The following is a 24,026-nucleotide window of genomic DNA, read 5'->3' on the forward strand; positions in this document are numbered from 1 at the left end:
GCCGGTCACGCCCCGCCGAACCGCTCCGACAGGGCGTACCGCAACAGCACCACGTCACCGATCTGGCTGACATCGGCCAGCTCCGCCCGGCGGTCCGGTCCCCACGGGAAGCGGCCGTCACCGACGAAACGTGGCGCCCGGGAGTCACCGACGAAGAACGGCGCGATCACCAGCTGCAACTCGTCGGCGAGACCGGCGGTGAGGAACTGGGTGTGTATCTGCCCGCCGCCCTCGACCATCAGCCGGGACACGCCCCGGGCGTGCAGGTCGGAGAGCACCAGTTCGAGGTCGACGGGGTCACCGCTGTCGACAACCGTCGCCACCTCGCCGAGACGATTGCGGGCCTCCTCCAGGCTGGGGCTCGCGCAGTAGACGATCTTGTCGATGTCGCCCGTGACGAAGAACCGGGCGGTCGGATCCAGGTCGGCCCGGCCGGTCACGGTCACCTTCACCGGTGTCGGCCGCAGCCCCCGGGCCACCCGCTCGGCCCGGCGCTGCGGCGATCGGACCAGCAGTCGCGGATTGTCCTGTCGGACCGTACCCGCGCCGACCAGGATGGCGTCGCACTCGGCGCGTACCGCGTCGACCCGGTCGAAATCGGCGTCGTTGGAGAGCAGCAGGCGCGTCTCGCCGGCGTTGTCCAGGTAGCCGTCGATTGACATGCCGCAGCTGAGCAGCACGTACGGCCGGTCGCCCACTTGTCGCCCCTCTCCGTCGATGATCTCCACCGCGCGGTGGGTCAGTCTTCCGCATCGTCGGCGCCCGTCCCCGCCGACCTCGTCCCGACGCAGGTCAGATGCCCCGCATCGGATGACCGCACACCGGGTACCAGCCTCCACGCTCTGTAGATGCGCGGGCGGGCACACCCCCGAGAGAGGCACCCTAGATCTTCAGGGCGTACGCACCCGACCCCAAGAGGGAGAACTGATGCCGCACACACCGCCCCAGGTAACCACCGCCGAGGCACCCGAAACGCTCGACACCGTCGGGGCGGTTCCGGCCGCCACCGTCCGTCGGCAGGTGACCGTACCGCTCCGCTTCGCCGACGGTTACACCGCGACCGCGAGTGTCTTCACCTTCGACGGGCTGGTGGACGGCCGGGAGCATCTCGCGCTCGGGCTGGGTGACTGGCGGAGCAGGTTGAGCCAGTCTGTCGACGGTCCCGCCGCCCCGCTGGTGCGACCGCACAGCGAGTGTATGACCGGTGACGTCTTCGGCAGTCAGCGGTGTGACTGCGGCCCGCAGTTGCGGGAGGCGGTCGAGCGGATCAGCGAGCAGGGCGGGTTCCTGCTCTACCTGCGGCAGGAGGGCCGGGGCATCGGGCTGTACGCGAAGCTCGACGCGTACGCCCTGCAGGACGTGGGGCTGGACACCTACGAGGCCAACCTGGCGCTCGGCCACGGCGAGGACGAGCGCGACTACACCGTGGCGGCGCAGATGCTGCGCGCCCTCGGCGCGAGCCGGGTCGCCCTGTTGAGCAACAACCCCGACAAGGCGGAACAACTCGACCGGCTCGGCGTACGGGTCACCGAGCGGGTACCCACCGGGGTGCACCTCTCCGCCGCCAACGCCCGATATCTACGGACGAAGGCCAACCACACCGCGCACACCATCGACCTGCCGCTCGCCGACTGAGGGGGCGGGCCGGGGCGGAACCCGTCCGTCCGCGCCCGGCTCGGAGCCGGCACCCCGGCGCCCAGGGTGGTCGGCGTCGGTCTCGTGCCAGTCGGACCGGAAGGCGCTGCCCGGGCAGATGGCGGTGGTCACCGCGGGCGCTACCCTCCGACTCGGGATCCCCGGCTCGCGGCCGGGGCCGTTCGTCGGGCCGCACCCCCTGGAGCCCGCGACGACGAGAGGAGACGGCGCATGCTTGTCGACTGGCCACTGGACCGGTTGCGCGACTACCTGCCGAAGCGCGAGGAACCGGCCGACTTCGACGCCTTCTGGGCCGACACCCTGGGCCAGGCCCGTGACGCCGGCTTCCCCGCACGGTTCGAGCCGTACGACGCCGGACTGGCCACTGTGGAGGTCTTCGACGTCACCTTCGCCGGCTTCGCCGGCCAGCCGGTACGCGGCTGGTTCCTGCTCCCCCGGCACAGCACCGGCCGGCTCCCCTGCGTCGTCGACTACCTCGGGTACGGCGGCGGGCGCGGGTTGCCGCACGAGTGGCTGGCCTGGAGCGCCGCCGGCTACGCCCACCTGGTGATGGACACCCGGGGCCAGGGCAGCGCCGGTCAGCTGGTCGGCGACACCCCGGACCCGGACCCGGTCGGCCTGCCGCAGACCCCCGGCTTCCTCACCCGGGGAATCACCGATCCGAGCAGCTACTACTACCGTCGGGTCTTCACCGACGCCGTCCGGGCCGTGGAGGCGGTTCGCGCACACCCCCGGGTCGACCCGGAACGGGTGGCGGTGGCCGGCACCAGCCAGGGCGGCGGGATCACCCTCGCCGTCGCCGGACTCGTCGACGGACTCGCGGCGGTGCTGCCGAACGTGCCGTTCCTCTGCCACTACCGGCGGGCCACCGAGATAACCGACGCCACCCCGTACCAGGAACTGGTGACGTACCTGCGAACGCACCGCAACGACGTGGACCGGGCGTTCCACACCCTCAGCTACTTCGACGCGGTCAACTTCGCCAGCCGGGCGACCGCCCCGGCGCTCTTCTCCGTCGCCCTGATGGACGCGATCTGTCCACCGTCGACTGTCTACGCCGCCTTCAACCACTACGCGGGCGAGGAGAAGGAGATGACTGTGTGGCCGTACAACGGGCACGAGGGCGGGGCGGGTTTCCAGTTCCCCCGGCAGGCTGCACTGCTCCGCCGGCTCTTCGGCGACCGTGGGTAAGTCGGAACGCAGAGTAGCCGAGCCGTCCGCCCGTTACGGCGCCGCCTTCGACCGGCTCTTCGCCCGGGGCCGCGACGCGGTGCTGGCCGGCTGGTTCGAGGCCGACTTCACCCGGGACATCTGGTACGCCACCCTGGTGCACTTCACCGGGGCGCTACGCGATCCGGCGGCCCTGGTCGACTGGGTCGCCGCACGCCGTGACGTGCACCTGGCTGACGCGGTCGTCGACGCGGCCGAGCTGCTGCGTTTCCGGTTCAACGGCCGCCAGCCGGTACGCGTGCCACTGGCCCGCGCGCCCTTCGGCACCGCTACCGGCACAGGCACCGGCACCGGCACCGGATAGTTCCCGGCACGGCCCCGGGCGCCTCCGGCCGGCGACGGTGGGAGGCGTCCGGGCCAACGTACGGGGCCCACCCGAAGCGGGGCGTCGCCGTATGATTACCCGGCTTCCCGACCGGTCGCACCCGACCCGTCCGCACCACGGTCGACGACGACTGTCAGATCCACGTCCACCGCTTTTCCTCCGGCCACCCGGGCGGAAACGATGGTCGGAAATCACGGGAGGAATCGATGGACTCCGACAGCGTCGACCCGGGCCCTCCGGCGGAACCGCTGCCCGCCGAGTTCGGCTCGGCCGAGCAGAACGCCGACGGCGGCGACCGGGCGAGCCCGCTGTCGCCGGTGCCGGCCTCACCCAGCCTGGTCACCGACTCGGTGATCGCCCGGCCGTTGCAGGAACGGATGCGGGAGTCGGGCGAGGAGCCGATCGGTGTGGTGATCGAGCTGCGTACCCGCTACGTCGGCGGGGTGCGCCGGGCACAGTCCCGGGTGACGGAGCTGATCCGGGAGGTCGCCGACGCCGAGACGCCGGTCTGGCCGATCGGCTCGTACGTCAGTACCGCCCTCACCGCCGCGCAGATCCGCGCCCTGGTCGCCGCCGACGCAGAGGAGGCCGAGGAGGTCGCCCAGGAGCAGGCGGAACTGGAGGCAGGGCTGGCGGAGCAGGCACCCTGGTCCGGACCGGGCGCCGACGAGCCGTCGGCGTCGACGGTCGGCGCCGGGCCGGCCCCGCGCTCGGCGGTCCACCGGATCTGGCCCAACTTCGAGGTCCAGCCGCTCATCCACCGCTCGGTGGTGACCACCAAGTGCCAGGCGGCGCACCGGGCCTTCAACGCGTACGGCCAGGACATCGTCTGGGCGGTGCTCGACTCCGGCATCGACGAGCGGCACGCGCACTTCCACCGGCACGGCAACCTGGCGTTGACCCCGCCGCTGGCGCACCGCTCCTTCGTCGGCGACAGCGACGCCGAGGCGACGAAGGACGTGGCCGGGCACGGCACGCACGTGGCCGGGATCCTGGCCGGCGAGCAGATCGTCGGGGACGACCAGGAGCCGCTGACCGCCGCCACCTTCTACCAGCCGGACGCGGGCGACCTGCGTAGCGAACGGCTGCGCCTGCGTTCGATAAGCGGGATGGCGCCGCGCTGCCGGCTGCTCTCCTGCAAGATCCTCCGGGACGACGGTTCCGGTGACATGGCGGCGGTGCTGGCCGCGCTGGAGTACATCCAGGAACTCAACGACCACGGCCGGGAACTGCTCGTGCACGGGGTCAACCTGTCGGTCGGCTATCCGTTCGACCCGACCTGGTTCGCCACCGGTCTCAGCCCGATCTGCCGGGAGGTCGACCGGCTGGTGCAGTCTGGTGTGGTCGTGGTGGCGGCGGCCGGCAACACCGGCTACGGCTACGTCATCGACGCCGGTGGCCGGCGGATGCGTACGGCGTTCGACCTGACCATCAACGATCCCGGCAACGCCGAACTGGCCATCACGGTCGGCGCCACCTCGTGCCGGCCGCACGCCTCCGGTGTCTCCTACTTCTCCTCCAAGGGTCCGACCGGGGACGGCCGGGCCAAGCCGGACCTGGTGGCCCCGGGCGAGCGGGTGATCAGCGCCGGTACCGGCCGACTGCTCGACCAGGCCCGGCAGGGCGTACCGGGCGCCACCTACGTGGAGAACTCCGGCACCTCGATGGCGGCGCCACACGTCTCCGGGGTGGCGGCGGCGTTCATGTCGGTGCACCAGGAGTTCATCGGCCGCCCGCACCGGGTCAAGCGGGCGCTGCTCGACTCCGCCACCGACCTCGGTCGGGATCCTTCGTTCCAGGGCCGCGGGCTCGTGGACGCGATGCGGGCCCTCCAGTCGGTCTGACCGAAACGCCACGAACGAGGTGTACCCATGCAGTTTCCGTACGCGGAGGTGGAGATCCGGTCCACCGGCGAGATCCACGACGACGCCCAGCGGCGGGCGGCGGTGGAGCTGGTCGCCTCCTCCGGCGCCACCGACGTACTCGTGCTCTGCCACGGCTGGAACAACGACATCCCGCAGGCCCGTCGCCTCTACCAGCGGCTCACCGACAACCTGGCGGCGGTACGCCCGGCGGTGCCCGGCGCGGCGTCCCGGACCCTGGTCGTGGTCGGCGCGCTCTGGCCGTCGATCCGCTGGTCGGACGAGGACGAGGTGGCCGGCGGCGGAGTCGCGGTGGGCGACGAGGCAACGGCACTCGCCGACGCGATCGCCACCCGGGTCGAGGATCCGGCCCGGGCCGCACTGCTGACCCGGCTGGTGCCGAGGCTGACGGATTCGGCCGAGGCGCGGCAGCGGTTCCTCGACGCCCTGCGGGAGCAGATCCCGCCCTCGCCTACCGCACCGTCGGCCGACCCGACTCAGGTGGACGAGGACCCGCCGCCGACCGCGCTGCTGCACGCCGACGCGGAGGCGGTCTTCCAGGCGATGGGTGGCCCCGAGGTCGACTTCGGGTCGCCGGAGCGCCCCGGCGGCGCCGCCAGCGGCACGCCTGACGGCACAGCCGACGGGACAGCCGGCGGGGCTGCCGACTGGATGACCGGCGGGATGGCCGGCGCATCGGTCGGCGGCACGGCCGGCGGGGCGGCCGGGTTCGGCTTCGACCTCGACAGTGTGCTGGCCAAGGCGCGCGGGGTGCTGAACGTCACCACCTACTACACGATGAAGGACCGGGCCGGGAAGGTCGGCTCCGGTGGCATCGCCACCCTCCTGTCCGACCTGGCCCGGGCGTCGACGGCGGGCGTACGGCTGCACCTGGCCGGCCACTCGTTCGGTGCCCGGGCGCTGGCCGCAGCCGCCGTACGGCAGCCCCGGCTGCACTCGTACACGCTGATGCAGGGTGCGTTCAGTCACCACGCGTTCGCGGTGAACTTCGACGGCCAGGGCGGGAACGGACTGTTCCGATCACTGCTGGCCGACCGGCGACTCAGCGGTCCGATGCTGGTCACGCACACCGTCAACGACCGCGCTGTCGGCCTGGCGTACGCGGCGGCGTCCCGGCTCGCCAGGCAGGCCGGTGCCGGGCTCGGCGACGCCAACGACCCGTACGGCGGAATCGGCCGGAACGGGGCGCTGAAGACACCGGAGGTGGTCCAGCCCGGTGTCGATCTGCTGGAGGTGGGCGGCGGTTACCAGTTCCAGCCGGGGCGGGTGTTCAATCTGAGGGCGGACAGGTTCATCAGCTCGCACGGCGACGTCAGCGGTCAACAGGTCGCCTACGCTGTGTACTCTGCCATCAACAGTCAGTAACGATCGGTATGTCAGCTTTGCCGGGGTGACGGTTTCAGCACGCCCGGCAGGCTGAATCTTCGGTCGGCTTTGATTGACTCGGCCACCGGTGGGTACGGTCCGCGCTGTACCCTGGCGGGTCCGGTGACCTTGGAGGCGCCATGACGGACGGTCCGTTGCACGATCAACGGACGGATACACAGCATGGGCCTCTGTTGCTCCAGGCCGAGTTCGACGCGGAGCGGGTCGCCGACGCACGCCGGACGCTGACCGAGTGCCTCATCGTGGCCGGCCTGACCGGGGATCGGCTGGACGACTTCGTGACCGCGATCAACGAGGCGATGACCAACGCGGTCCGGCACGGCGGCGGACGGGGCGAGCTGCGGCTGTGGCGGCGGCGGCATGTGATCTGTGAGATCCGCGACCACGGGACCGGCTTCGCCGACCCGCTACAGACCATTCCGGCCAGCCGCCCCCGGCCGTCCGCCCAGGGCGGGATGGGGCTGTGGCTGGCCCGGGAACTCGCCGACTCGATCGAGGTGCGCAGCGACGCCGAGGGCGTGTGGGTGCGACTGACCATGGCCGTGACCGAACCGGCCGACGTACCGACAGCGACCAGGCCGGACGGCGCGGCCGGCACATCCGGCACCGGCCCGAGCCACGCCCACGTCGACCGGACGCTGTGACGCCCCGACCGGACGCCCCGACGGCTCGACCGGTCGTGCGGTGCGACCGGGACCAGCTCGGCGACGGGTGGGGAGTCGCCGCCATGCGGAAACTCCCCACCCGTCCTCCCCGCGCGGCGGAATCCGGTCAGCGGATCCCGTCAGCGGATCCGGTCAGCCTCGCGGCACCGGGTCGGCGACGGCGGACGGCACCGGCTGGTAGCCGGTGGCCCGGGTGCTGAACGTCCCCCGGCCCTGGCTCCGGCTGCGCAGCCGGGTCGCGTAGCCGAAGAGTTCGGCCAGCGGCACCGTCGCGGTGATCACCACGGTGCCGGCCCGGGTGGTCGAACCGACGACCCGGCCACGCCGGGCGGCCAGGTCACCCAGCACCGCACCGACGGCGTCGTCCGGCACGGTCACCGTCACCTCGACCACCGGTTCCAGCAGGACCATATCGCTGGCGGCCAGCGCCGCCCGCAGCGCGAGCCGGCCCGCCGTGCGGAAGGCCAGCTCCGAGGAGTCCTTCACGTGGGTGGCACCGTCGGTCAGGGTGACCCGCAGCCCGATCACCTGGTGGCCGCCGAGGGGACCGTCGGCGAGCGCGTCCCGGCAGCCGGCCTCGACCGCCCGGACGTACTCCTTCGGGACCCGTCCGCCGACGACCGTCGAGGCGAACTCGAAGTCCGGTACGTCCCCGTCACCCGCCGCCGGTTCGTCGGTGATCGGCGCCACGTCCAGGACGACATGCGCCCACTGGCCGGCGCCGCCGTCCTGCTTGACGTGCCGGTACACCTGTCCGGAGACGCCACGTACGACGGTCTCCCGGTAGGCCACCTGCGGCCGTCCCACGGTCACCTCCAGGCCCGCGTCCTGGCGGATCTTCTCCACCGCCACCTCCAGGTGCAGTTCACCCATCCCGGAGAGGACGGTCTGGCCGGTCTCCGGATCGGTCCGGACGGCCAGCGAGGGATCCTCCTCCACCAGCCGGGCCAGCGCCGAGGCCAACCGTCCGGTGTCGGTGCTCCGGCGCGCCTCGACGGCGACCGAGACCACCGGGTCGGCGGCGGTCGGCGGTTCGAGCAGCAACGGCGCATCGGGGGCACAGAGCGTGGCACCGACCCGCGCCGACTTCAGCCCGATCACCGCGACGATGTCGCCGGCCACCGCCCGGTCCACCTCGGTGTGCCGGTCGGCCTGCACCCGCAGGATCCGGCTGATCCGTTCGGTACGCCCGGCTCCGGCGTCCAGCACCACTCCTCCCTTCTGGACGGTCCCGGCGTAGACCCGCAGGTAGCTCAGCCGACCGGTACCTGTCGAGTTGACCTTGAACACCAGTGCGGTGAACGGCGCTGCCGGGTCGGCGGGCCGCTCCCGCTGCTCGCCACCGGTGGTGCTGCCACGAACCGCGGGCACGTCCAACGGCGACGGCAGATAGTCGACGGCCGCGTCGAGCAGCGGCTCGATCCCCCGGTTCCGGTACGCCGAGCCGCAGAGCACCACCACGCCGTCCCCGCCCCGGGTCAGCTCCCGCAGCGCGTACCGGAGCGTCTCGGCGGCCAGCGTCGACCGCTCGCAGTACTCCTCCAGCGCGGCCGGATGGCGCTCGGCGACCAGCTCCACGAGTACCCGCCGACGCCGCTCCGCCTCCGCCCGCAGCTCGTCCGGGACCGGACCCTCGACGGGGGTCTCCGCGCCGTCGGCCCAGACCAGGGAGCGCAACGTGACCAGGTCGACCACGCCGGTGAAGTCGTGCTCCCGACCGATCGGCAACTGCACCACCAGCGGGGTGACCCGGAGCCGGTCCCGGATCGACCGGACCGCCGTGTCCAGGTCGGCGCCGGCCCGGTCGAGCTTGTTGACGAAGGCGATCCGGGGTACGCCGTGCCGGTCGGCCTGCCGCCACACCGACTCGCTCTGCGGCTCGACCCCGGCGACACCGTCGAAGACCGCGATCGCGCCGTCGAGTACCCGGAGGGCCCGCTCCACCTCGTCGGCGAAGTCGACGTGCCCGGGGGTGTCGATCAGGTTGATCCGGTGCCCGGCCCACTCGCAGCTCACCGCGGCGGCGAAGATGGTGATGCCCCGGTCGCGTTCCTGGGCGTCGAAGTCGGTGACGGTCGTCCCGTCGTGCACCTCACCGCGCTTGTAGGTGGCTCCGGTGGCGTAGAGGATCCGTTCGGTGGTGGTGGTCTTGCCGGCGTCGACGTGGGCGAGGATGCCCAGGTTGCGCAGCCGGGACAGGGGGTGGGACACGCTACGGTGCGGCTGGGTACGCATGGCCGATGGCCTCTCTGGGTGGTCTGATCTCTCTGGGTTCCGACGGCGCGATTTCCGCGACGACCCTGGGCAGGGCACGGCCAGGCAGACACCCCGAGCCCGCCGAAACGACCGAGCCCGCCGAAACGACCGAGCCACCGCGAGGCGCCGCCGGGCCCGCCGCGACCGCGAAGGTGCGCGCGCAACGGGACGCGCAGCGTCATGTCACGGGGCCGCGTCATGTCACGGGGCCGGGTGGCGACGGGTTGGTGCCGGACAGCCGGCATCGAGGGTCACCGGGAGCTGGCCGCCGACCCGGCGACGGCCGGATCGGGGTGTGACTCAGGGATTCGTCACGGATCTCCGGTGTGGCCGCGCGGGCCGACACCGGAGATCAGGAAGACGCCAGAATCACCCGGTGCAGCGACTGGGGAATGACGACAGCGGTGCGGTAGCGCACGGCCGGCTCCCCTCACTCGTCGTCTCGCGCGTCCGGCATCGACAGGCCAAGATCGCGCTGGGCTGGTCACGAGTGTACGGAATGGAGCCCCGACGCACAGCCCGGTTTTTTCCGCCGTGCGGTACGGCGCCCGCCCCCCCGACGGGCGCCGTACCGCACGACGTCACGCCCCGGCGAGCCCCGACAGTGGCCGGCGCAACCGGGACGGAGTGCGGACTACGGCTTGGGGATGGCCACCGCCGTGTACGTGGTCTCCGGCGTCGGCGGCGTGCTGAACCGCGCGTTCGGCAGGTAGAGCCGGTTGCCGTACGAGGCGACAGTCGTCGGGATGTCGAACCGGGGGTCGGTCAGCCGTGCCACGATCTGCCCCGAGCGACCGTCGGCGGTCAGCCGCAGTACGGCCACCGTGTTCAGCCGGTTGAGCACCGCGTAGAGCGTCCGGCCCTCCAGCAGCAGCCCGTCCCCGTTGGTGAGCAGCTCACCACCCAGGTCCACCTGCCGGGCCACCCCGGAGCGCGGATCCACCCGGAACAGCAGACCAGTGTTGGACTGCACCACAAGCAGCGCCCGGCCGTCCGGTGTCCGGCAGATGCCGTTGGCGTTGTTGCCGGTGGTGTAGACGATGTCCCCGGTCAGCGGCAACCCGCGCACGGCGCCGCGCCCTCCGGTCGGTACGACGTACAGCACCGGATTCTGCGAGTCGGTGAAGTACGCCGAGTGCGGGGTCAGCACCACGTCGTTGACGAAGCTCGTACCGGTGGTGAAGGTGAGGTCAGCGAGCAACCGGCCACTGCGGGCGTCCACGATGCGGCCGGTGCCGGCCGTACCGCCGGCCACGAAGAGCCGCCCCCGGTCGTCCAGTTTGAGCCCGATCGACGGGAAGCCCGCCCCCGGCCCCCGACTGAGCACCCGGCCCTCGCCGGTCGCCAGGTCGACCCGGTAGATGGACCCGTCGGCCCGGGAACCGAAGTACGCGCACGGCAGCCTGCCGATGGTGATCCCCTCCGGCATCCAGCCGTCGGGCAGCTCGAACGTGTCGGGGAAGCGCTTGCGGGGACGCCCGCCCGGTGCGTGCGCGCTCGCCTTCTCCGGGGCGCCGACCGCGGCGGCGATCCCCAGCGCGGCGAAGCCGGTCAGGACATTACGTCGGATCATGCGCAGTCTCCATCCGTACTCCTGTGCGCGGACACTTCTCCGGTGCCGGAAGGCACCGTTCCGGCGGAAGACACGCACGGATGCATCGACAGGTTCAGCTCTCTTCGAGATCGCCCGACTGTCGGGACGACACGGCGGCGGAGCCGGCGGAGAGCCGGCGTGCCGGCGGTTACCCGTCGCCCGCGTCGTGGGCGAGCAGCGCGAGCTGGATCCGGTTGTCCAGGTCGAGCTTGGCAAGCGCGCTGGAGACGTGCGCCTTGACCGTACCGACGGAGAGGAACAGCCGGTCGGCGATCTCGCCGTTCGACAGCCCCTGCGCGACCGCGACGGCGACCGCCCGTTCCCGCTCGGAGAGCAGCCCGAACCGTTCTCGGGCCTGCTGGCGGCGGTCATCGGGGCGGCGGTGCGGGCCGACGCCCGCCACGTGGTCGATCAGGGTACGGGCGACCGTCGGGGAGAGCACCGGCTCACCGGCGGCGGCCCGGCGTACCGCGTCGACGATCTGCTCCGGCGGAGTGTGCTTGACCAGGAACCCGGCCGCCCCGTTGCGGAGCGCGTCGAGGATCGTCGCGTCGGCGTCGAAGGTGGTCAGCACGATGACCTCCGGGCGCTGCCCGGATCGGGCGGTGATCGCCCGGGTCGCCGCGATACCGTCCAGCAGCGGCATCCGGACGTCCATCAGCACCACGTCCGGCCGCAGCCGGGTCACCGCGTCGGCGACGTCGGCTCCGTCCGCCGCCTCCCCGACGACCTCGATGTCGGGCGCCCCGCCGAGCATCAGCCGCAGCCCGGTCCGGACAAGTGCGTCGTCGTCGACGAGCAGTACCCGGATCGCCGGAGCACCACCCGTCGCGGCCGGTTGACGGCCCGGCCCGGCACCCGGAGTCATGACGGCCAGGGTAGCCGGGTGCGGAGCCGGAAGGTCCCGCCGATCACGCCGTGCTCGATGGTCCCGCCGTCCAGGGCCAGCCGCTCGGCGAGCCCGGTCAGCCCGGCACCGGCCCCGGGCAGGTCGACACCCGCCTGCCGGGAGGGATCCGCCGGGTGCCGGGAGGAATCTCCCGCCTGCCGGGAGGAATCCGGCGGGTGTCGGGGCGGCTCAGCCGCGGACGGCAGCGGATTTGTGATCGTGGCGACGATGCCGGTGCCGGGGTCGACCTCCACCCGTACCGTCACCTCGCCCCGGCCGGCGTGTTTCCGGGCGTTCGTCAGTCCTTCCTGGACGGTGCGGTAGACCGTACGCTGCACCGCCGGCCGCAGGGACTCGGCCGCGCCGGGTGCGCAGACCATCTCGAACGCCACCCGCTGACCGGCCGCCTGCGCCTCCTGCACCAGTCGGACGATGTCGGCCAGCCTCGGCTGCGGCGCCGACCGGTGCGACGCCGAGTCGTCCGGTGCTGAACGGTCCGACACCGAACGGCCCGACGCCGAACGGTCCCGCGCCGAGCGGTGCGACGCCGGATGTTCGGCGGTACCGGCTTCCGGGGCCGGTTCGCCGTCGTCGTCCCGGTCCCCCCGCTCCGGCCGCAGTACGGCGAGCACGTCGCCCAGTTCGACGAGGGCCTGCCGGGCGTTGTCCCGGATGACCTCGATCGCCCCGCCGACCTCGGCCGCTCCCAACGGCGCCCCGGCACCCGCGTCGGCCTGCGCGGTGCGGTACGCCAACGCGCCCGCGTGCACCGAGATCAGCGAGATCCGGTGTGCCAGTACGTCGTGCATCTCCCGGGCGATCCGCTCCCGTTCCGCCCGGCGGGCCCCGGCCAGCCGTTGCCGGTGTTCGTCGCGTGCCCGGTCGACCTCGCGGCGCAGGTTGGCGATGAGTTCCCGCCGGGCCCGGACCGCGATTCCCCAGCCGAGCGGCACCAGGTACATCAGCACGACAAGCGTGAGGTACACCTGCCGGGTGACGCCGGGCGGCGGATTCTCGGCTCCGAACAACAGCGAGGGCACCAGGTGCAGAACCGTGACCAGGGTCGCCGGCAACCAGTTGCGGTGCACCGCGACGGTGAGCACCATGATCAGGACCGCGCCGAACCCGGTCGACGCCAGCGCCAGCACCAGCACCATCGCGATGCTGAGGAGGATCGGGAAGCGCCGCCGCCACCACAGGGCCAGGCAGCCGAGGGCACCGACCCAGGGGTCGACCGCGACCATCCAGTCGGGGATGGCGCCGACGTAGTACAGCGGAGGGCTGCGCCAGGTCCACACCCAGTAGAGCACCGCCAGACCGAAGAGCGCGGAATCCACGACCCAGTCCCGGCCGGTGCGACGCCGCGGGGACGTACCAGCGTCGGCGTGACCGGCCCCGGTCGGCGCGGCGGTCCGGCCTCGACCGGGCCACCGAAGGCGTCGGGCCAGCTCCATGGGGCGAGACTACAAACGGCCGGCCCGCCGCCGATCTGGTCGACCGGCCATCAGCCCTGGCCAACCGACCAGAACTGATGGCCGACCGGCAGCGGCGCCCGGCCGGGTCCGTACCGCAACGTCCAGGGATGGGACAGCAGCAACCGCAGACCCGCCGGCCACCGGCCGGCCCCGAGCACCCGACAGACCCGACAGATTCGGACCGCCCGAACGCCTCCTCCGCCGCGCCGGCGCGTCCGGTGGAGCCGGCCGAGCCCGGCCCGGGGGCGGTGACCGGGTCGCTGGGGTTGCGCCCGCTCCGGCACCGGGTCGACCGCCGGGCCGTCGGCTGGTGGAGCACCCGGGTGATCCTCGGCGTCGCGCCGCTGGTCACGGCCCTCTCCGTCGGGTACGCCGTACTGCCCGCCGCCCGGGGCTGGCTCGGCCCGGTTCTGGCGGTGACGGTGTTGGCCTGGCTGGCGTACCTGGCGGTGGTGCCGTCCTGGCGGTACGCCGTACACGGCTGGGAGGTCACCCCGGACGCCGTGTACGCGGTGTCGGGATGGTTCGTCCGGGAGTGGCGGGCCGCCCCGATCTCCCGGATCCAGACGGTCGACACGGTACGGGGGCCGCTGGAACAACTCTTCGGGCTGGCCACGGTGACCGTGACGACGGCCTCGGCGAGCGGTCCGGTCGTCCTGGTGGGACTCGACGCGGCCGTTGCCGCCCGGACCGCCGAACGGCTGACCGAAGTCGTCCGGCAGACCACCGGGGACGCGACGTGACCCCCGCCGGGGAGATCCCGTGGCGGCGACTCGACGCCCGGATCATCTGGGTCGACGGGCTCTACGTGCTGCTGTCGCTCGTACCCGCCGGGTTGGCCCTGCTCGTCACCGACGAGCCGCGCGCCTCCACGCTGGTCCCGGTGCTCGCGGTGGCCGTGGGTGGGATTCTCGGCGCGGCCCGGGACACCCTGCGCTGGGTCAAGACCCGTTACCGGCTCACCGAGGAGCTGGTGGAGCTGCGCACCGGCCTGCTGGTCCGGCAACACCGCACGCTGCGCCGCGAGCGGATCCGCACCGTCACCACGACCGCACGGCTGCGGCACCGGCTCGCCGGGCTGCGGGTGCTCACCATCGGGGTCGGCCAGCCGGGCGCGGCCGGGTACGAGGCGCTGCATCTCGACGCGGTCACCCGGACGGCCGCCGAGGAACTCCGCCGGGAGCTGCTGACCGGCTCGCCGGAGACGGCGCCGACCGGTGCTGACCGCGACGGCGAGTCGCCTGGTGAGCGGGTCTTCGCCCGGATCCGCTGGTCCTGGGTCTGCTACAACGTCTTCAGCATCTGGGCGCTGGTCACCGCGGCCGGGCTGCTCTGGGGCGGCTACTGGCTGGCGCGGTCGTTCGGGTTCGACGCGGCCGGGTTCGTCGCCGGACTCCTCGACTGGCAGGCTCTCGGCCCGTGGCGTACCGGTGCGATCGCGCTCGTCGGCGCCGGCGCGCTCGGGGTGCTGGGCATGGCGGTCGCGTTCGTCACCGAGAACTGGGGCTTCCGGCTGGTACGCGTCGAAACGCCGACCGGCGCCGTGCTGCGTACGTCGCAGGGCCTGTTCCGGACCAGGGAGGTGAACCGGGACGTCAGCCGGCTGCGTGGAGTGGAGATTTCCGAGCCGCTGCTCTGGCGCTGGATGGGGATGGCGGACACAAACGTCATCTCGACCGGGTTGACGATCTGGAGCATGACGCCGGCCACCACGATCCTGCCGCGCGGCCCGGTCGGCGTGGCGCGGTCGGTGGCCGCCCGGGTGCTCGACCTCGAGGCCGGGGCCAGCCCGTTCGCCGTACCGCCGAGGCGGCATCCGCCGGCCGCGTTGCGCCGCCGGATCGGCTGGGCGGTGCTGGTCACGCTCGCCGTCACCGGACTGCTGGCCTGGCTGGGCGGGACAGTCGAGGCGCTGCCGTCCCGGCTGTGGATGGTCGGGGCGGGTCTGCTGCCGCTGGCGCTGGGCGCAGCGGTGGTGGCGTGGCGGGCGCTCGGGCACGGCCTCGTCGGCGAGTACCTGGTGGTCCGGTCCGGGTTGGTCAGCCGGAGCACGGCGGCGCTGTCCCGGCCGGCGGTGATCGGCTGGCGGCTGCGCCAGTCGGTGCCGCAGCGACGGCTCGGCCTGGCCACCCTGACCGCGACCACCGCGGCCGGTCACGGCAGGTACGGGGCGGTCGACATGCCCGCGCACGCCGTGGTCGACCTCGCCGAGCAGGTGGTGCCCGGCCTGCTCGCCCCGCTGGTCGCGGAGGTGCCGGTCACGCCTTCGGCCGAGCCGGTTCACGAGTTCTCGACGCCGCAGGCATCACCTCTGGAGGCCACGTGTCACCGCGTCGGCTGACCCGGGTCCTGCTCTACTGCGGAGTGGTCGGCCCACCACTGTTCATCCTGATATTCCTGGTCGACGGTGCCACCCGGGCCGGCTACGACCCGACGTACCACCCGGTGAGTGCGCTGAGTCTCGGGTCGCGCGGCTGGATCCAGATCGCCAACTTCGTACTGACCGGGCTGCTGCTGCTCGCCTTCGCCCTCGGGATGCGCCGGGTACTGCGTCCGGGCCGTGCCGACCTCTGGGCGCCGCTGGCGGTTGGCGTGTTCGGGCTCGCGCTGCTGCTCTCCGGCGTCTTCGTGATGGACCCGGCCCACGGCTATCCGCCTGGTGCGCCGCTGGACGGTGTCGCCACCAGTTGGCCGGGCATCCTGCACGACACCCTGGGCATCGTGGTGTTCGGGTCGCTACCGGTCGCCTGCTTCGTACTGGCCCGTCGCTCCGCCGGCCGCCGGACCGGTCGCGGCTGGATCGGGTACGACCTGCTGACCGGACTCGCCGGCCTGGCCCTGTTGGTCACCTTCGGTACGGCGTGGCAGGTCGACCATCCGTCAACCGGCCTGATCCAACGGGTGATGATCACCGTCGGCTGGACCTGGATCACCGTACTCGCCCTGCGGCTCCTCGCCGAGTCCGGTGATCGGTCCGGCGCGCCCCGGTAACCCGCGAACCGCTACGCCTGTTCGTCCTCGTCGTCCCGGTCCCGCAACTGCTGGGGCCGATACTTCCGGATGTACTCCTCCACGTCGCTACGCAGCCACACCGAGCCAGCGATCAAGGTCTGAAACGGCGCGGGAAACCGGCGATCGGCCGTGATCTGCCGCAACCGCGACCTGCCGACGCCAAGCATCTGGAGAAGCTCGGCCGGACCGACCAAAGGTCCCGGAGGAGGGTCCTGTCCCATGCGCACGACGGTAGGCACAGGCTGACCTACCCAAATTTGCGCGCATGATGCAGCGCGCACACATTGACAGGGCAATGCAAGCCAGGAGAGGATCCGGACGGGCCCCCGTCCGGGTAGCCATGGCGAGCGGTCGGGCGGGGTGCCGAACACGGGAGCTGCCGCCGGTCCTCTTCCAGTCCTCCGGCGCCCGGCGGCAGCCCCCGCCCGCCTACCAGTCGAGGAGGCACGCCCGTGCGAGTGGACGCGTACAGTTCCGACCCGCCAGCGGTGACGCTGGAACAGCAGAACCTACGGCTGAAAGCCGAGCTTGCCTCCTGCCAGCAGGCCCTGTGCCAGCTACAGTCCCGGCTGACCGAGGCCAGGGTCCGGCTCGGCATGATCGGCCGGATCGTCCGGGACGTCGAACGCACCAGACGTGCGCCGGGCTTGTCCTTCGCCGCCGTCCGAGCGGCGCTGTACGCCCAGCCGGACCGGCTCCGCGATATCGGCGCCGACCTACCCACCCGGTAGGCCGGGCTCTCCACTGGCGAAAGGCGTCCGGGTACGGCAGCCGCCCCGGCCCGCCGACTCCCTCGGCAACCGACGTGTCTGCCGGTCCGGTGGCGACGCACGGCCGCCACCGGACCGGCGTACGCCTACCTCGGCGCCGGCCGGTACCGCACGCTCACCTCGGCCGTCGGGTCGTCCGCACCGACCCGGTGCAGATAGATCGGGCTGCCGCCGAGGTGCTCGTACAGCCGGATGCCCTGGCCCAGCAGCACCGGCGCGATGTGCAGGTCGATCTCGTCGAGCAGGCCCCGCTGGAGGAGCTGGCGGCCGATGTCCGCCGACAGCACCTCCACGTTCTTGCCGTCGGCCGCCGCCAGCGCGATCCGCACCGCCTCGGCCAGGTCGCAGTCGAGGAACGTGACCCGGTCGGCCGGCTCGGCGTCCTCCGGGTGGTGGGTCAGCACGAAGGCCGGCCCGGTGAAGGCTCCGCCGTAGATGTTGTCGGCGCTGGGGAAGAGATCCCAGCCGCGCCGGCCACCGAGCACCGCGCCGGTCGTGGAGACGTACTGGTCGACCAGGCCGGGCTGCGGCGAGATGCCGGTCATCATCCAGCTCATGTCGTGGTCGGGCCCGGCCACGAACCCGTCCAGGGACATCGTGAAGTGCCACAGGACCTTTCCGTCGGCCGTCTGTGGTGTGAAGTCGCTCATGCGGTTCTCCTCGCGGTGATCGTTCTCGTACTCGTGCAGACGGCGACCACCGCGAAACGTCATCGGTCCGGGCTCACCCGTCCAGGTTCGGCGGCAGATCGAACGCAGGGAAGAGCGCCGGCTCGTGGAAGGTGACGATCTCGCTGATCCGGCCGTCGCGTACCCGCAGCAGCCCGATCCCGAACGGCTCGAAGCTCTGCCCGCCGGGCGGCCGGCGGTAGCCGGCGGCGGCGAGCTGCCCGTTGGCGCTCGTGGCGACCATGCGCAACTCCCCGACGTAGTCCGGCGAGCCGGCGTCCCAGCTGGCGACCAGCGCCGCCACCACCGACTCGCGGTCGGCGAACCACTCCGGGTAGGGCGGCATCGTCGCGCGCACGTCCTGGGCCAGCAGCTCGGCGACCTCGTCGAGGTCGCCCCGCTCGACCGCGGCCATGTACCGGCGCAGCACCCGCCGGTCCGCCTCGCTCGGCGGCGCGGCCGGCGCCCAGTCGGCGCGGCCTGGCGGCAGGTGTTCGCGCAGCGTGGCTCGAGCCCGCTGCAACGCGCTGTTGACCGAGGCGACGCTGCCGTCGAGGGCCTCCGCGGTCTGCCGGGGCGACCAACCGAGCACGTCGCAGAGGATCACCGCGGCGCGCTGCCGGGGCGGCAGGTGCTGCATCGCGGCCAGGAACGCCAGTTCCAACGTCTCCCTGGCGACGACCGCCGTCTCGGGCTCGTCCGTGCTCGGCGCGACCGGCTCCCACAGGTGGTCGGGGAACGGCTGTAGCCACGGCCCGGGCTCGCCCTCGTCCGCCGTCTGCCCGGCCCCGATCGGCGGGCCGGCCTGGTCGGGCAGCAGGCGCCGCTTCCGGCCGTCGAGCGCGTCGAGGCAGGCGTTGGTGGCGATCCGGTACAGCCAGGTGCGCAGCGACGACCGCCCGGCGAACCCGTCCCGCCCGCGCCACGCCCGCAGGAACACCTCCTGCACCAGGTCTTCGGCCTGGTCGAACGAACCGAGCATGCGGTAGCAGTGCACCCGCAGCTCGCGCCGGTGCTGTTCGACCCGCTGGGCGAAGGTGTCGTCGTCGATCACGGGCCGACCGTACCCGTTGCCGTCGCGTACGCAGGCCGGCCCGGTCGACGGTGCTGCCGTCCGGGAGGGCGCGACCGCGAGCAGCTCCGGGATGTCGTACCCGCCGCATAGGCTCGGGCGATGGACTGGAAGATCGAACTCATCCCCGTCCCGGTGACCGACGTCGACCGGGCCAAGGACTTCTACCAGAGGGTGGGGTTCAACGCCGACCACGACCACAGGGTCAACGACGGCCTCCGGTTCGTACAGCTGACTCCGCCCGGCTCGGCCTGCTCGATCGTGATCGGGGACGGCATCACGGACAAGACTCCCGGCACCCAGGAGATCCAGGTCGTGGTGGCCGACGCCGAGGCGGCACGCAGGCAGTTGCTGGAGGCGGGCGTCGAGGCGAGCGATGTCGACCGGCAGCCGTGGGGCAACTTCGTCTACTTCCGCGACCCGGACGGCAACCGCTGGTCGTTGCAGGCGATGGAGTCCCGCCCGAACGGTTAGACCTGGCGCCACGCCTCGGGGACCTGGCGCCAGGTCGTCCTCCGCGTTGCCGGCGGCGGTGATGAGAAGTCCCAGGGCTCGTCCCGGGCGAGCCGGCCGGCCCGCACCCACTCGGTCGAGGTGTCGAAATTCCCAGTCCAGATCGACCGCCGACAGTTCGACAGGTGATCACGCCGGTGGCACGCCGAGCCGTCGACCGGTCACGTAATCACAAGAACCTCCACGCGCCGCCGTCCGGAGCGTCGGCGTCAGAGTGCGTGACGCACCGCGCCGTTGTTGTTCACCAGCACGCGCCGGTCGTTGAGCGCCAGCGCGTACGCCAGATTCCCAGGCTCGAAGGGGCGGAACGACGATTCCCGGCCCGGAACGCGCTCGACCTCCGGCTCGCCGGCTCGTGAGCCTGGCCTGCCTCGGCATCAGGTGAGCCTCGGCGGCCGGGTGCCGTCCGCCACGCGCCGCCGTCGAGGTCGGGGCGGGCGGCCGGCGCGGAGCTCGGTCAGCGGAACGAGAACTCCTCGAAGTGGATCCGGGTGGCTGGCAAGCCCCGCTGCCGAAATCCTCGTTCGAAGGACCTGATCATCGGAACCGGCCCGCACATGTAGACGTCGACATCGGCGAGGTCGCCGTCCTGCTCGGCGACGATCCGGGCCACGGCCAACGACCCCGCCTGCGCCGAAACGTTCAGGTGTACCCGCAACCCGGGGTTGCGGGTCGCGGCGTCCCGCAGTTCGTCCCGGAACAGCATCTCCACCGGCTGCCGGACCGTGTAATACAGGTCGATCCGCCGGTCACCTGGTCCGTCGGGGTCGCGCAGCCAGCTCAGGAACGGGGTGATGCCGATTCCTCCGGCGATCCAGATCTGCCGCCGCCCACCACGCCGGTAGTCCAGCATGCCGTAGCTGCCCTCCACAGTGGCCCGGCTACCGGCCTCGGCGCGCTCGTGCAGCCGGGCCGTGTAGTCGCCGATCGCCTTGACGGTCAGCCGGAGCCGATCCTCCGCCGGGGCACTGCTCACGGTGAACGGGTGCGGCTCGCGCAGCCCTGGCCGACGGATCTGGAGGAAGACGAACTGCCCCGAGGTGAAGACCAGCCGGCGCGTCTTGCGGGGACGTAACGCGATCTCCACGGTGCTGGTGTTGAGGCGCCGTACCTCGTCGACGACGTACCGGTAGCGGGGCCGGACGAGTCGCGCGAGGAGCAGCGTATAAAGGTACGCCACGACCCCGACCACGTAAGCCGCGAGGAGCAGGGCGAACGGCACGGGACTGGCCTCGACGACCTGGTCGACGAGGAGCGTGTGCGCCAGGCTGATCACGAAGAAGAGCCCGACCAGCCAGTGCGAGTGTCGCCACCGCCGATAGCTCACCGTCACCAGCCTGCGCAGCAGCGGCAGCCGTGGGCCGACGCTCAACAGCACCAGCACCGTGAACCCGGCGAAGGCGATCAGGCCGGACGGCGTGCCGCCCGGCGAGTCGAGCAGCCACGGCACGACCGTGACGTGCGCAACCAGCAGCAGGAATCCGGCGACCGCAACCTGGCGGTGGGTCCGGTACATCCGGTCCAGGCCGCCGAAGAAGGGCTCGATCCAGCGCGCCCGGGTGGCGAGTACCAGCGCGACGGCGAAGAGCAGCACGGCGGTGGACGCGAAGAACTCGGCGACCACCTGCCGAAGGAAGTCCGGTCGGCCGTCGTCGGCGGGCCAGAAGAGCGCCCAGGCGATCGTGTTGACCACCGCGATCCCGACCACGAACGCCACACCGACACGAGTTCGTCGCAAACTGCCTCCGATCGGAGGCCCGCATCCTATCCGCCGCCACCGTGGCGGGTGCGGGCGGACCAGGTAGCGGGGCGGGCCGGCCGGTCAGTCCGTCGGACCGGCCGGCCATCCGCCGATGATGCCAGTCGGCGCGCAACCTGTCCGCACAACGCCACCGCCCCGCCACCCTGAACAGCAGGTGACGGGGCGGTGGCGTTCGTTCGGGCCTACAACATCGAGACGTGCACGTGGTCGGTGTGGTCACTCGGACCGCTGTAGGAACTCCAGCCCTCGCCGGGGAACCAGATCTCCTTGTACCAGATCACGTAGAGGATGCCGAGCCGGTCCGAGTTGCGGATCAGGAACGCGGCCAGGTCGTTGCCGTACTTCATCTGGTCGTCGTTGGCAGCCCGGCTGAACCCGGAGTTGCGCAGCGACCAGTCACAGGCGCGGCCCTTCGGGTGCTCGAACGGCCCACCGGGCCGGTAGCAGCCGACGAACCTCTTGAAGCCCGCCCGGCGCACCTCGTTGTACATGTGCAGTGTCCGGGCGGTGATGCAACCGCCGGTGGTCGGATCGTCCTTGTTGCACGGCAGCCCGGGGAAGCCGTCGGCCATTCCCGGCCCCGGCCGGGCGACCGGCGAGGTGGCCGCCACCAGCCCCTTGTTCGGACGCGAGTTGCCGCCCACCAGGGCGAGCGCCTTCTTCGCGTCCGTCTGCTGCTTCTGGATGATCTTCTCCTGCGCGGCCTGCTTGGCGACCTCGTCGTCGATCGCCTTCTTGGCCGCGCCGACCTCGTTACGCGCCTGGTTGAGCGCCCGAAGCTTGCTGTTGTTGAACAGGTTCAGCTCGTTGAGCGCCGAGGCCCGCTCGATGAACGAGCTCGACGCGGAGTCGGACGAGTTGTTCGTCAGCAGCATCGAGATGGCGCTGAGCTTGCCGCTGCGGTAGGACTCGGCCGCGATCTCGCTCGCCTCCGGCGTGAGCGCCGCCAGCCTGGCCTCCGCCTGCTTCAACTGGTTGCCGAGCTGCTGCTGCCGCCGCTGGGACTTGGCGCGTTCTGCCTTCGCCTCCGCCAGCCGCTTGCCGGCGCTGGCGAGCACGTCACCGAGCACCGGCGAGTCGGCCTCCTCATGGGGGGCCGGTTTCGGCGCGGGCGCCGCCGACGCCTCCGACGGGACCACGACCAGAGCTGCGGCGGTGAGCAGTGCCAGGGCAGTCGCCAGCCTTCGGCGTAGGGGTGCCCTCACATGTATCCCTTCCGTCGGCCGCCGACCGGGTTAGCTGACGGGTTCGGGATGGAAGTGGTCCCTACCGCTGTCGCGGATTCACCCCAGGGGTGCGTGGGTCCCCGGCTCGCCGTGTGGCGATTAGGCGGCGATCAGCGCCGGTACCACGCGGTAGCCGGCGGCTATGAACGGCAGACAGCATACCCGGTTTCACTTCCCGAATGGCAATACCCGATCGCGGGCAAAAGCGTTGCCAGGCAACGACTATCCGTAATCACGGCGCCTCAGGCGCATCGAAGGTCATGCTTTGCCCACCATTATCGACTAGCCGCTGTCGGCTATTTACCAAGCGCGTTGTCACCGGTTACCGAGCGGGTAGTCACCGGCCTGACGTGCGAAAACGTGTCCAGGTTGGTCGGTGGCGTGATTCTTTGGTCACCGTCGGCGCCAGGGCGTTGTGCCGAACAGCACACCGGCCACCGTACCGGCCGAGAGCAGACCCGCTGTCACCACGCCCCGATGCTGGGACAGCCACAGTTGCGGACTCCTTGTGCGATACGGCGTGTCGAACGAGCCGTGCGCGCCCTGGTCCACCCCGCTGCCGTCGTCGACCGGGTGCCACAGGTTGGCCGTTCGATCCCGCGGCGCCGGCTGCTCCGTCTGCTGGCCGGAGTACCCCGTCCGGGCCAGGTACCTGTCGAGCAGCCCGGGTACCAGCCGGTTGGCGAGGATGGTGCCGACCGTGGAGGCACCGACCCAGTACTCCCGCCGGTCCGGCCGGTCGGCGGCGTGCACGATGGCTCGGGCCGCCAGTTCGGGCTGATAGATCGGTGGCACCGGCTGGGCGCGGTTACGCAGCCGGGAGAGTACCCAGTCGAACTGCGGGGTGTTCAGCGCCGGCAGGTGCACCATGGTGAGCCGGACCGGGCTGCGGTCGTGCAGCAGTTCACAGCGCAGCGACTCGGTGAAGCCCGCGATGGCGTGCTTCGCTCCGCAGTACGCCGACTGGAGCGGGATCGACCGGTAGGCCAGTGCCGACCCGACCTGCACGATCGTGCCGCTCCCGCGCGGGCGCATCCGGTCGAGGGCGGCCCGGGTGCCGTAGACGTACCCGAGATAGCAGACCTCGGTCACCCGCCGGAACTCCTCCGGTCCGATCTCGGTGAAGGGCGCGAAGACCGAGACGATGGCGTTGTTGACCCACAGATCGATAGGTCCCAGCTCGTCGGTCACCCGGTCGGCGGCCGCCTCCACCTGGCGGTGGTCCGCCACGTCGACCTCGATCGGCAGTGCCACGCCCCCGGCCGCGCGGACGTCCTCGGCCGCGCCCCGCAGCCCGGTGCCGCCCCGGGCCAGCAGGCCGAGCCGCATCCCCCGGCGGGCCAGCAGCCGGGCCGTGGCCCGGCCCACCCCGGCACTCGCTCCGGTGATCACCGCTACCCGCGCCGCAGGTCGCCCCCGCATCCGCCCCCCGTCCCGCACCCTCCCGGACCGCTGCGCCTTCCCGGACCGCTGCGCCTTCCCGGACCGCTGCGCCCTCCCCGGTCGCCGCGCGCCGGCTACCCGGCCGGTGCCCCGGCAAACTCCTGGACGCGCCGGAGACCAGGCCGCCGGACGGCAACCACAGCCCAGGCAGCAGCGCAGCGCCGAGGTAGCGACCACGGCGCCCGGCAGGCAACCGCAGCG

General features: G+C 72.1%; 21 protein-coding genes and 1 riboswitch. Of the genes, 11 read left to right on the top strand and 10 right to left on the bottom strand.

What is annotated here, in order from left to right; all coding sequences use genetic code 11:
• Positions 1 to 5: 5 nt before the first annotated feature.
• Entirely contained in the window at positions 6 to 698 is a 693-nt protein-coding gene (locus CLT71_RS14875) for a dihydrofolate reductase family protein (RefSeq protein WP_101367631.1), read from the bottom strand.
• Positions 699 to 927: 229 nt separating this feature from the next.
• Here CLT71_RS14875 and CLT71_RS14880 point away from each other — a divergent pair, with 229 nt between their 5' ends.
• The 6 genes from CLT71_RS14880 (at position 928) to CLT71_RS14905 (ending at position 7,124) form a co-directional block, all read left to right on the top strand.
• On the top strand, positions 928 to 1,635 hold the full coding sequence (locus CLT71_RS14880) for a GTP cyclohydrolase II (RefSeq protein WP_101367632.1): 708 nt from the start codon (positions 928 to 930) through the stop codon (positions 1,633 to 1,635).
• A gap of 231 nt (positions 1,636 to 1,866) precedes the next feature.
• Positions 1,867 to 2,847 (top strand): acetylxylan esterase, encoded by a 981-nt coding sequence (locus CLT71_RS14885; RefSeq protein ID WP_101367633.1) that lies wholly within the window; start codon positions 1,867 to 1,869, stop codon positions 2,845 to 2,847.
• Positions 2,840 to 3,190 (top strand): hypothetical protein, encoded by a 351-nt coding sequence (locus CLT71_RS14890; RefSeq protein WP_101367634.1) that lies wholly within the window; start codon positions 2,840 to 2,842, stop codon positions 3,188 to 3,190. The genes CLT71_RS14885 and CLT71_RS14890 overlap by 8 nt, the downstream gene beginning before the upstream one ends.
• Positions 3,191 to 3,417: 227 nt before the next feature.
• Positions 3,418 to 5,055, top strand: coding sequence for a S8 family peptidase (locus tag CLT71_RS14895; RefSeq protein ID WP_101367635.1), 1,638 nt, complete (start codon positions 3,418 to 3,420; stop codon positions 5,053 to 5,055).
• Positions 5,056 to 5,082: 27 nt separating this feature from the next.
• Positions 5,083 to 6,459: a hypothetical protein gene (locus CLT71_RS14900; RefSeq protein ID WP_101367636.1), complete on the top strand. Its 1,377-nt coding sequence runs from the start codon at positions 5,083 to 5,085 to the stop codon at positions 6,457 to 6,459.
• A gap of 194 nt (positions 6,460 to 6,653) precedes the next feature.
• Complete coding sequence (locus tag CLT71_RS14905) at positions 6,654 to 7,124, top strand: ATP-binding protein (RefSeq protein WP_486483267.1); 471 nt, start codon at positions 6,654 to 6,656, stop codon at positions 7,122 to 7,124.
• 153 nt (positions 7,125 to 7,277) lie between these two features.
• On the opposite strand, the gene fusA is transcribed toward CLT71_RS14905, so the two are convergent.
• The 4 genes from fusA to CLT71_RS14925 form a co-directional block, all read right to left on the bottom strand.
• Complete coding sequence (gene fusA / locus CLT71_RS14910) at positions 7,278 to 9,356, bottom strand: elongation factor G (RefSeq protein ID WP_486483268.1); 2,079 nt, start codon at positions 9,354 to 9,356, stop codon at positions 7,278 to 7,280.
• Between the two features lie 679 nt (positions 9,357 to 10,035).
• Complete coding sequence (locus CLT71_RS14915) at positions 10,036 to 10,974, bottom strand: SMP-30/gluconolactonase/LRE family protein (protein WP_101367639.1); 939 nt, start codon at positions 10,972 to 10,974, stop codon at positions 10,036 to 10,038.
• A 169-nt stretch (positions 10,975 to 11,143) separates the two neighbouring features.
• Positions 11,144 to 11,863, bottom strand: a complete 720-nt coding sequence (locus CLT71_RS14920; RefSeq protein WP_101367640.1) for a response regulator transcription factor — start codon at positions 11,861 to 11,863, stop codon at positions 11,144 to 11,146.
• Positions 11,860 to 13,221 carry a histidine kinase gene (locus CLT71_RS14925; RefSeq protein ID WP_158242241.1) on the bottom strand — a complete coding sequence of 454 codons (1,362 nt, stop codon included), beginning with the start codon at positions 13,219 to 13,221 and terminating at the stop codon, positions 11,860 to 11,862. Before CLT71_RS14925 ends, CLT71_RS14920 begins: the two co-directional genes overlap by 4 nt.
• Positions 13,222 to 13,466: 245 nt before the next feature.
• On the opposite strand from CLT71_RS14925, the gene CLT71_RS14930 reads away from it, so the two are divergent.
• From CLT71_RS14930 to CLT71_RS14950, 4 genes are all read left to right on the top strand, one after another.
• Positions 13,467 to 14,102 carry a PH domain-containing protein gene (locus tag CLT71_RS14930; protein ID WP_101367642.1) on the top strand — a complete coding sequence of 212 codons (636 nt, stop codon included), beginning with the start codon at positions 13,467 to 13,469 and terminating at the stop codon, positions 14,100 to 14,102.
• The gene (locus CLT71_RS14935; RefSeq protein ID WP_101367643.1) at positions 14,099 to 15,700 is read left to right on the top strand and encodes a PH domain-containing protein; all 1,602 of its coding nucleotides are present in this window, start codon (positions 14,099 to 14,101) and stop codon (positions 15,698 to 15,700) included. Before CLT71_RS14930 ends, CLT71_RS14935 begins: the two co-directional genes overlap by 4 nt.
• Complete coding sequence (locus tag CLT71_RS14940; RefSeq protein ID WP_101367644.1) at positions 15,682 to 16,350, top strand: DUF998 domain-containing protein; 669 nt, start codon at positions 15,682 to 15,684, stop codon at positions 16,348 to 16,350. The genes CLT71_RS14935 and CLT71_RS14940 overlap by 19 nt, the downstream gene beginning before the upstream one ends.
• A gap of 473 nt (positions 16,351 to 16,823) precedes the next feature.
• Positions 16,824 to 17,102, top strand: a complete 279-nt coding sequence (locus CLT71_RS14950; protein WP_143743483.1) for a hypothetical protein — start codon at positions 16,824 to 16,826, stop codon at positions 17,100 to 17,102.
• 125 nt (positions 17,103 to 17,227) lie between these two features.
• Here CLT71_RS14950 and CLT71_RS14955 read toward each other — a convergent pair whose 3' ends face one another.
• Both CLT71_RS14955 and CLT71_RS14960 read right to left on the bottom strand, forming a co-directional pair.
• A complete protein-coding gene (locus CLT71_RS14955) occupies positions 17,228 to 17,791 on the bottom strand; it encodes a dihydrofolate reductase family protein (RefSeq protein ID WP_101371460.1) in 564 nt (187 codons plus the stop codon).
• Positions 17,792 to 17,864: 73 nt separating this feature from the next.
• Complete coding sequence (locus tag CLT71_RS14960) at positions 17,865 to 18,863, bottom strand: sigma-70 family RNA polymerase sigma factor (protein WP_486483269.1); 999 nt, start codon at positions 18,861 to 18,863, stop codon at positions 17,865 to 17,867.
• A 120-nt stretch (positions 18,864 to 18,983) separates the two neighbouring features.
• On the opposite strand from CLT71_RS14960, the gene CLT71_RS14965 reads away from it, so the two are divergent.
• Entirely contained in the window at positions 18,984 to 19,355 is a 372-nt protein-coding gene (locus CLT71_RS14965; RefSeq protein WP_101367646.1) for a VOC family protein, read from the top strand.
• A gap of 496 nt (positions 19,356 to 19,851) precedes the next feature.
• Here CLT71_RS14965 and CLT71_RS14970 read toward each other — a convergent pair whose 3' ends face one another.
• The 3 genes from CLT71_RS14970 to CLT71_RS14980 form a co-directional block, all read right to left on the bottom strand.
• The gene (locus CLT71_RS14970; protein WP_101367647.1) at positions 19,852 to 21,132 is read right to left on the bottom strand and encodes a ferredoxin reductase family protein; all 1,281 of its coding nucleotides are present in this window, start codon (positions 21,130 to 21,132) and stop codon (positions 19,852 to 19,854) included.
• A gap of 206 nt (positions 21,133 to 21,338) precedes the next feature.
• Entirely contained in the window at positions 21,339 to 22,361 is a 1,023-nt protein-coding gene (locus tag CLT71_RS14975; RefSeq protein ID WP_101367648.1) for a VldE C-terminal domain-containing protein, read from the bottom strand.
• Positions 22,362 to 22,364: 3 nt separating this feature from the next.
• Positions 22,365 to 22,498, bottom strand: a riboswitch (cyclic di-AMP (ydaO/yuaA leader).
• Between the two features lie 277 nt (positions 22,499 to 22,775).
• Positions 22,776 to 23,804: an SDR family oxidoreductase gene (locus CLT71_RS14980; RefSeq protein WP_101367649.1), complete on the bottom strand. Its 1,029-nt coding sequence runs from the start codon at positions 23,802 to 23,804 to the stop codon at positions 22,776 to 22,778.
• Between the last annotated feature and the right edge of the window lie 222 nt (positions 23,805 to 24,026).

This window comes from Plantactinospora sp. CNZ320, from assembly GCF_002846275.1.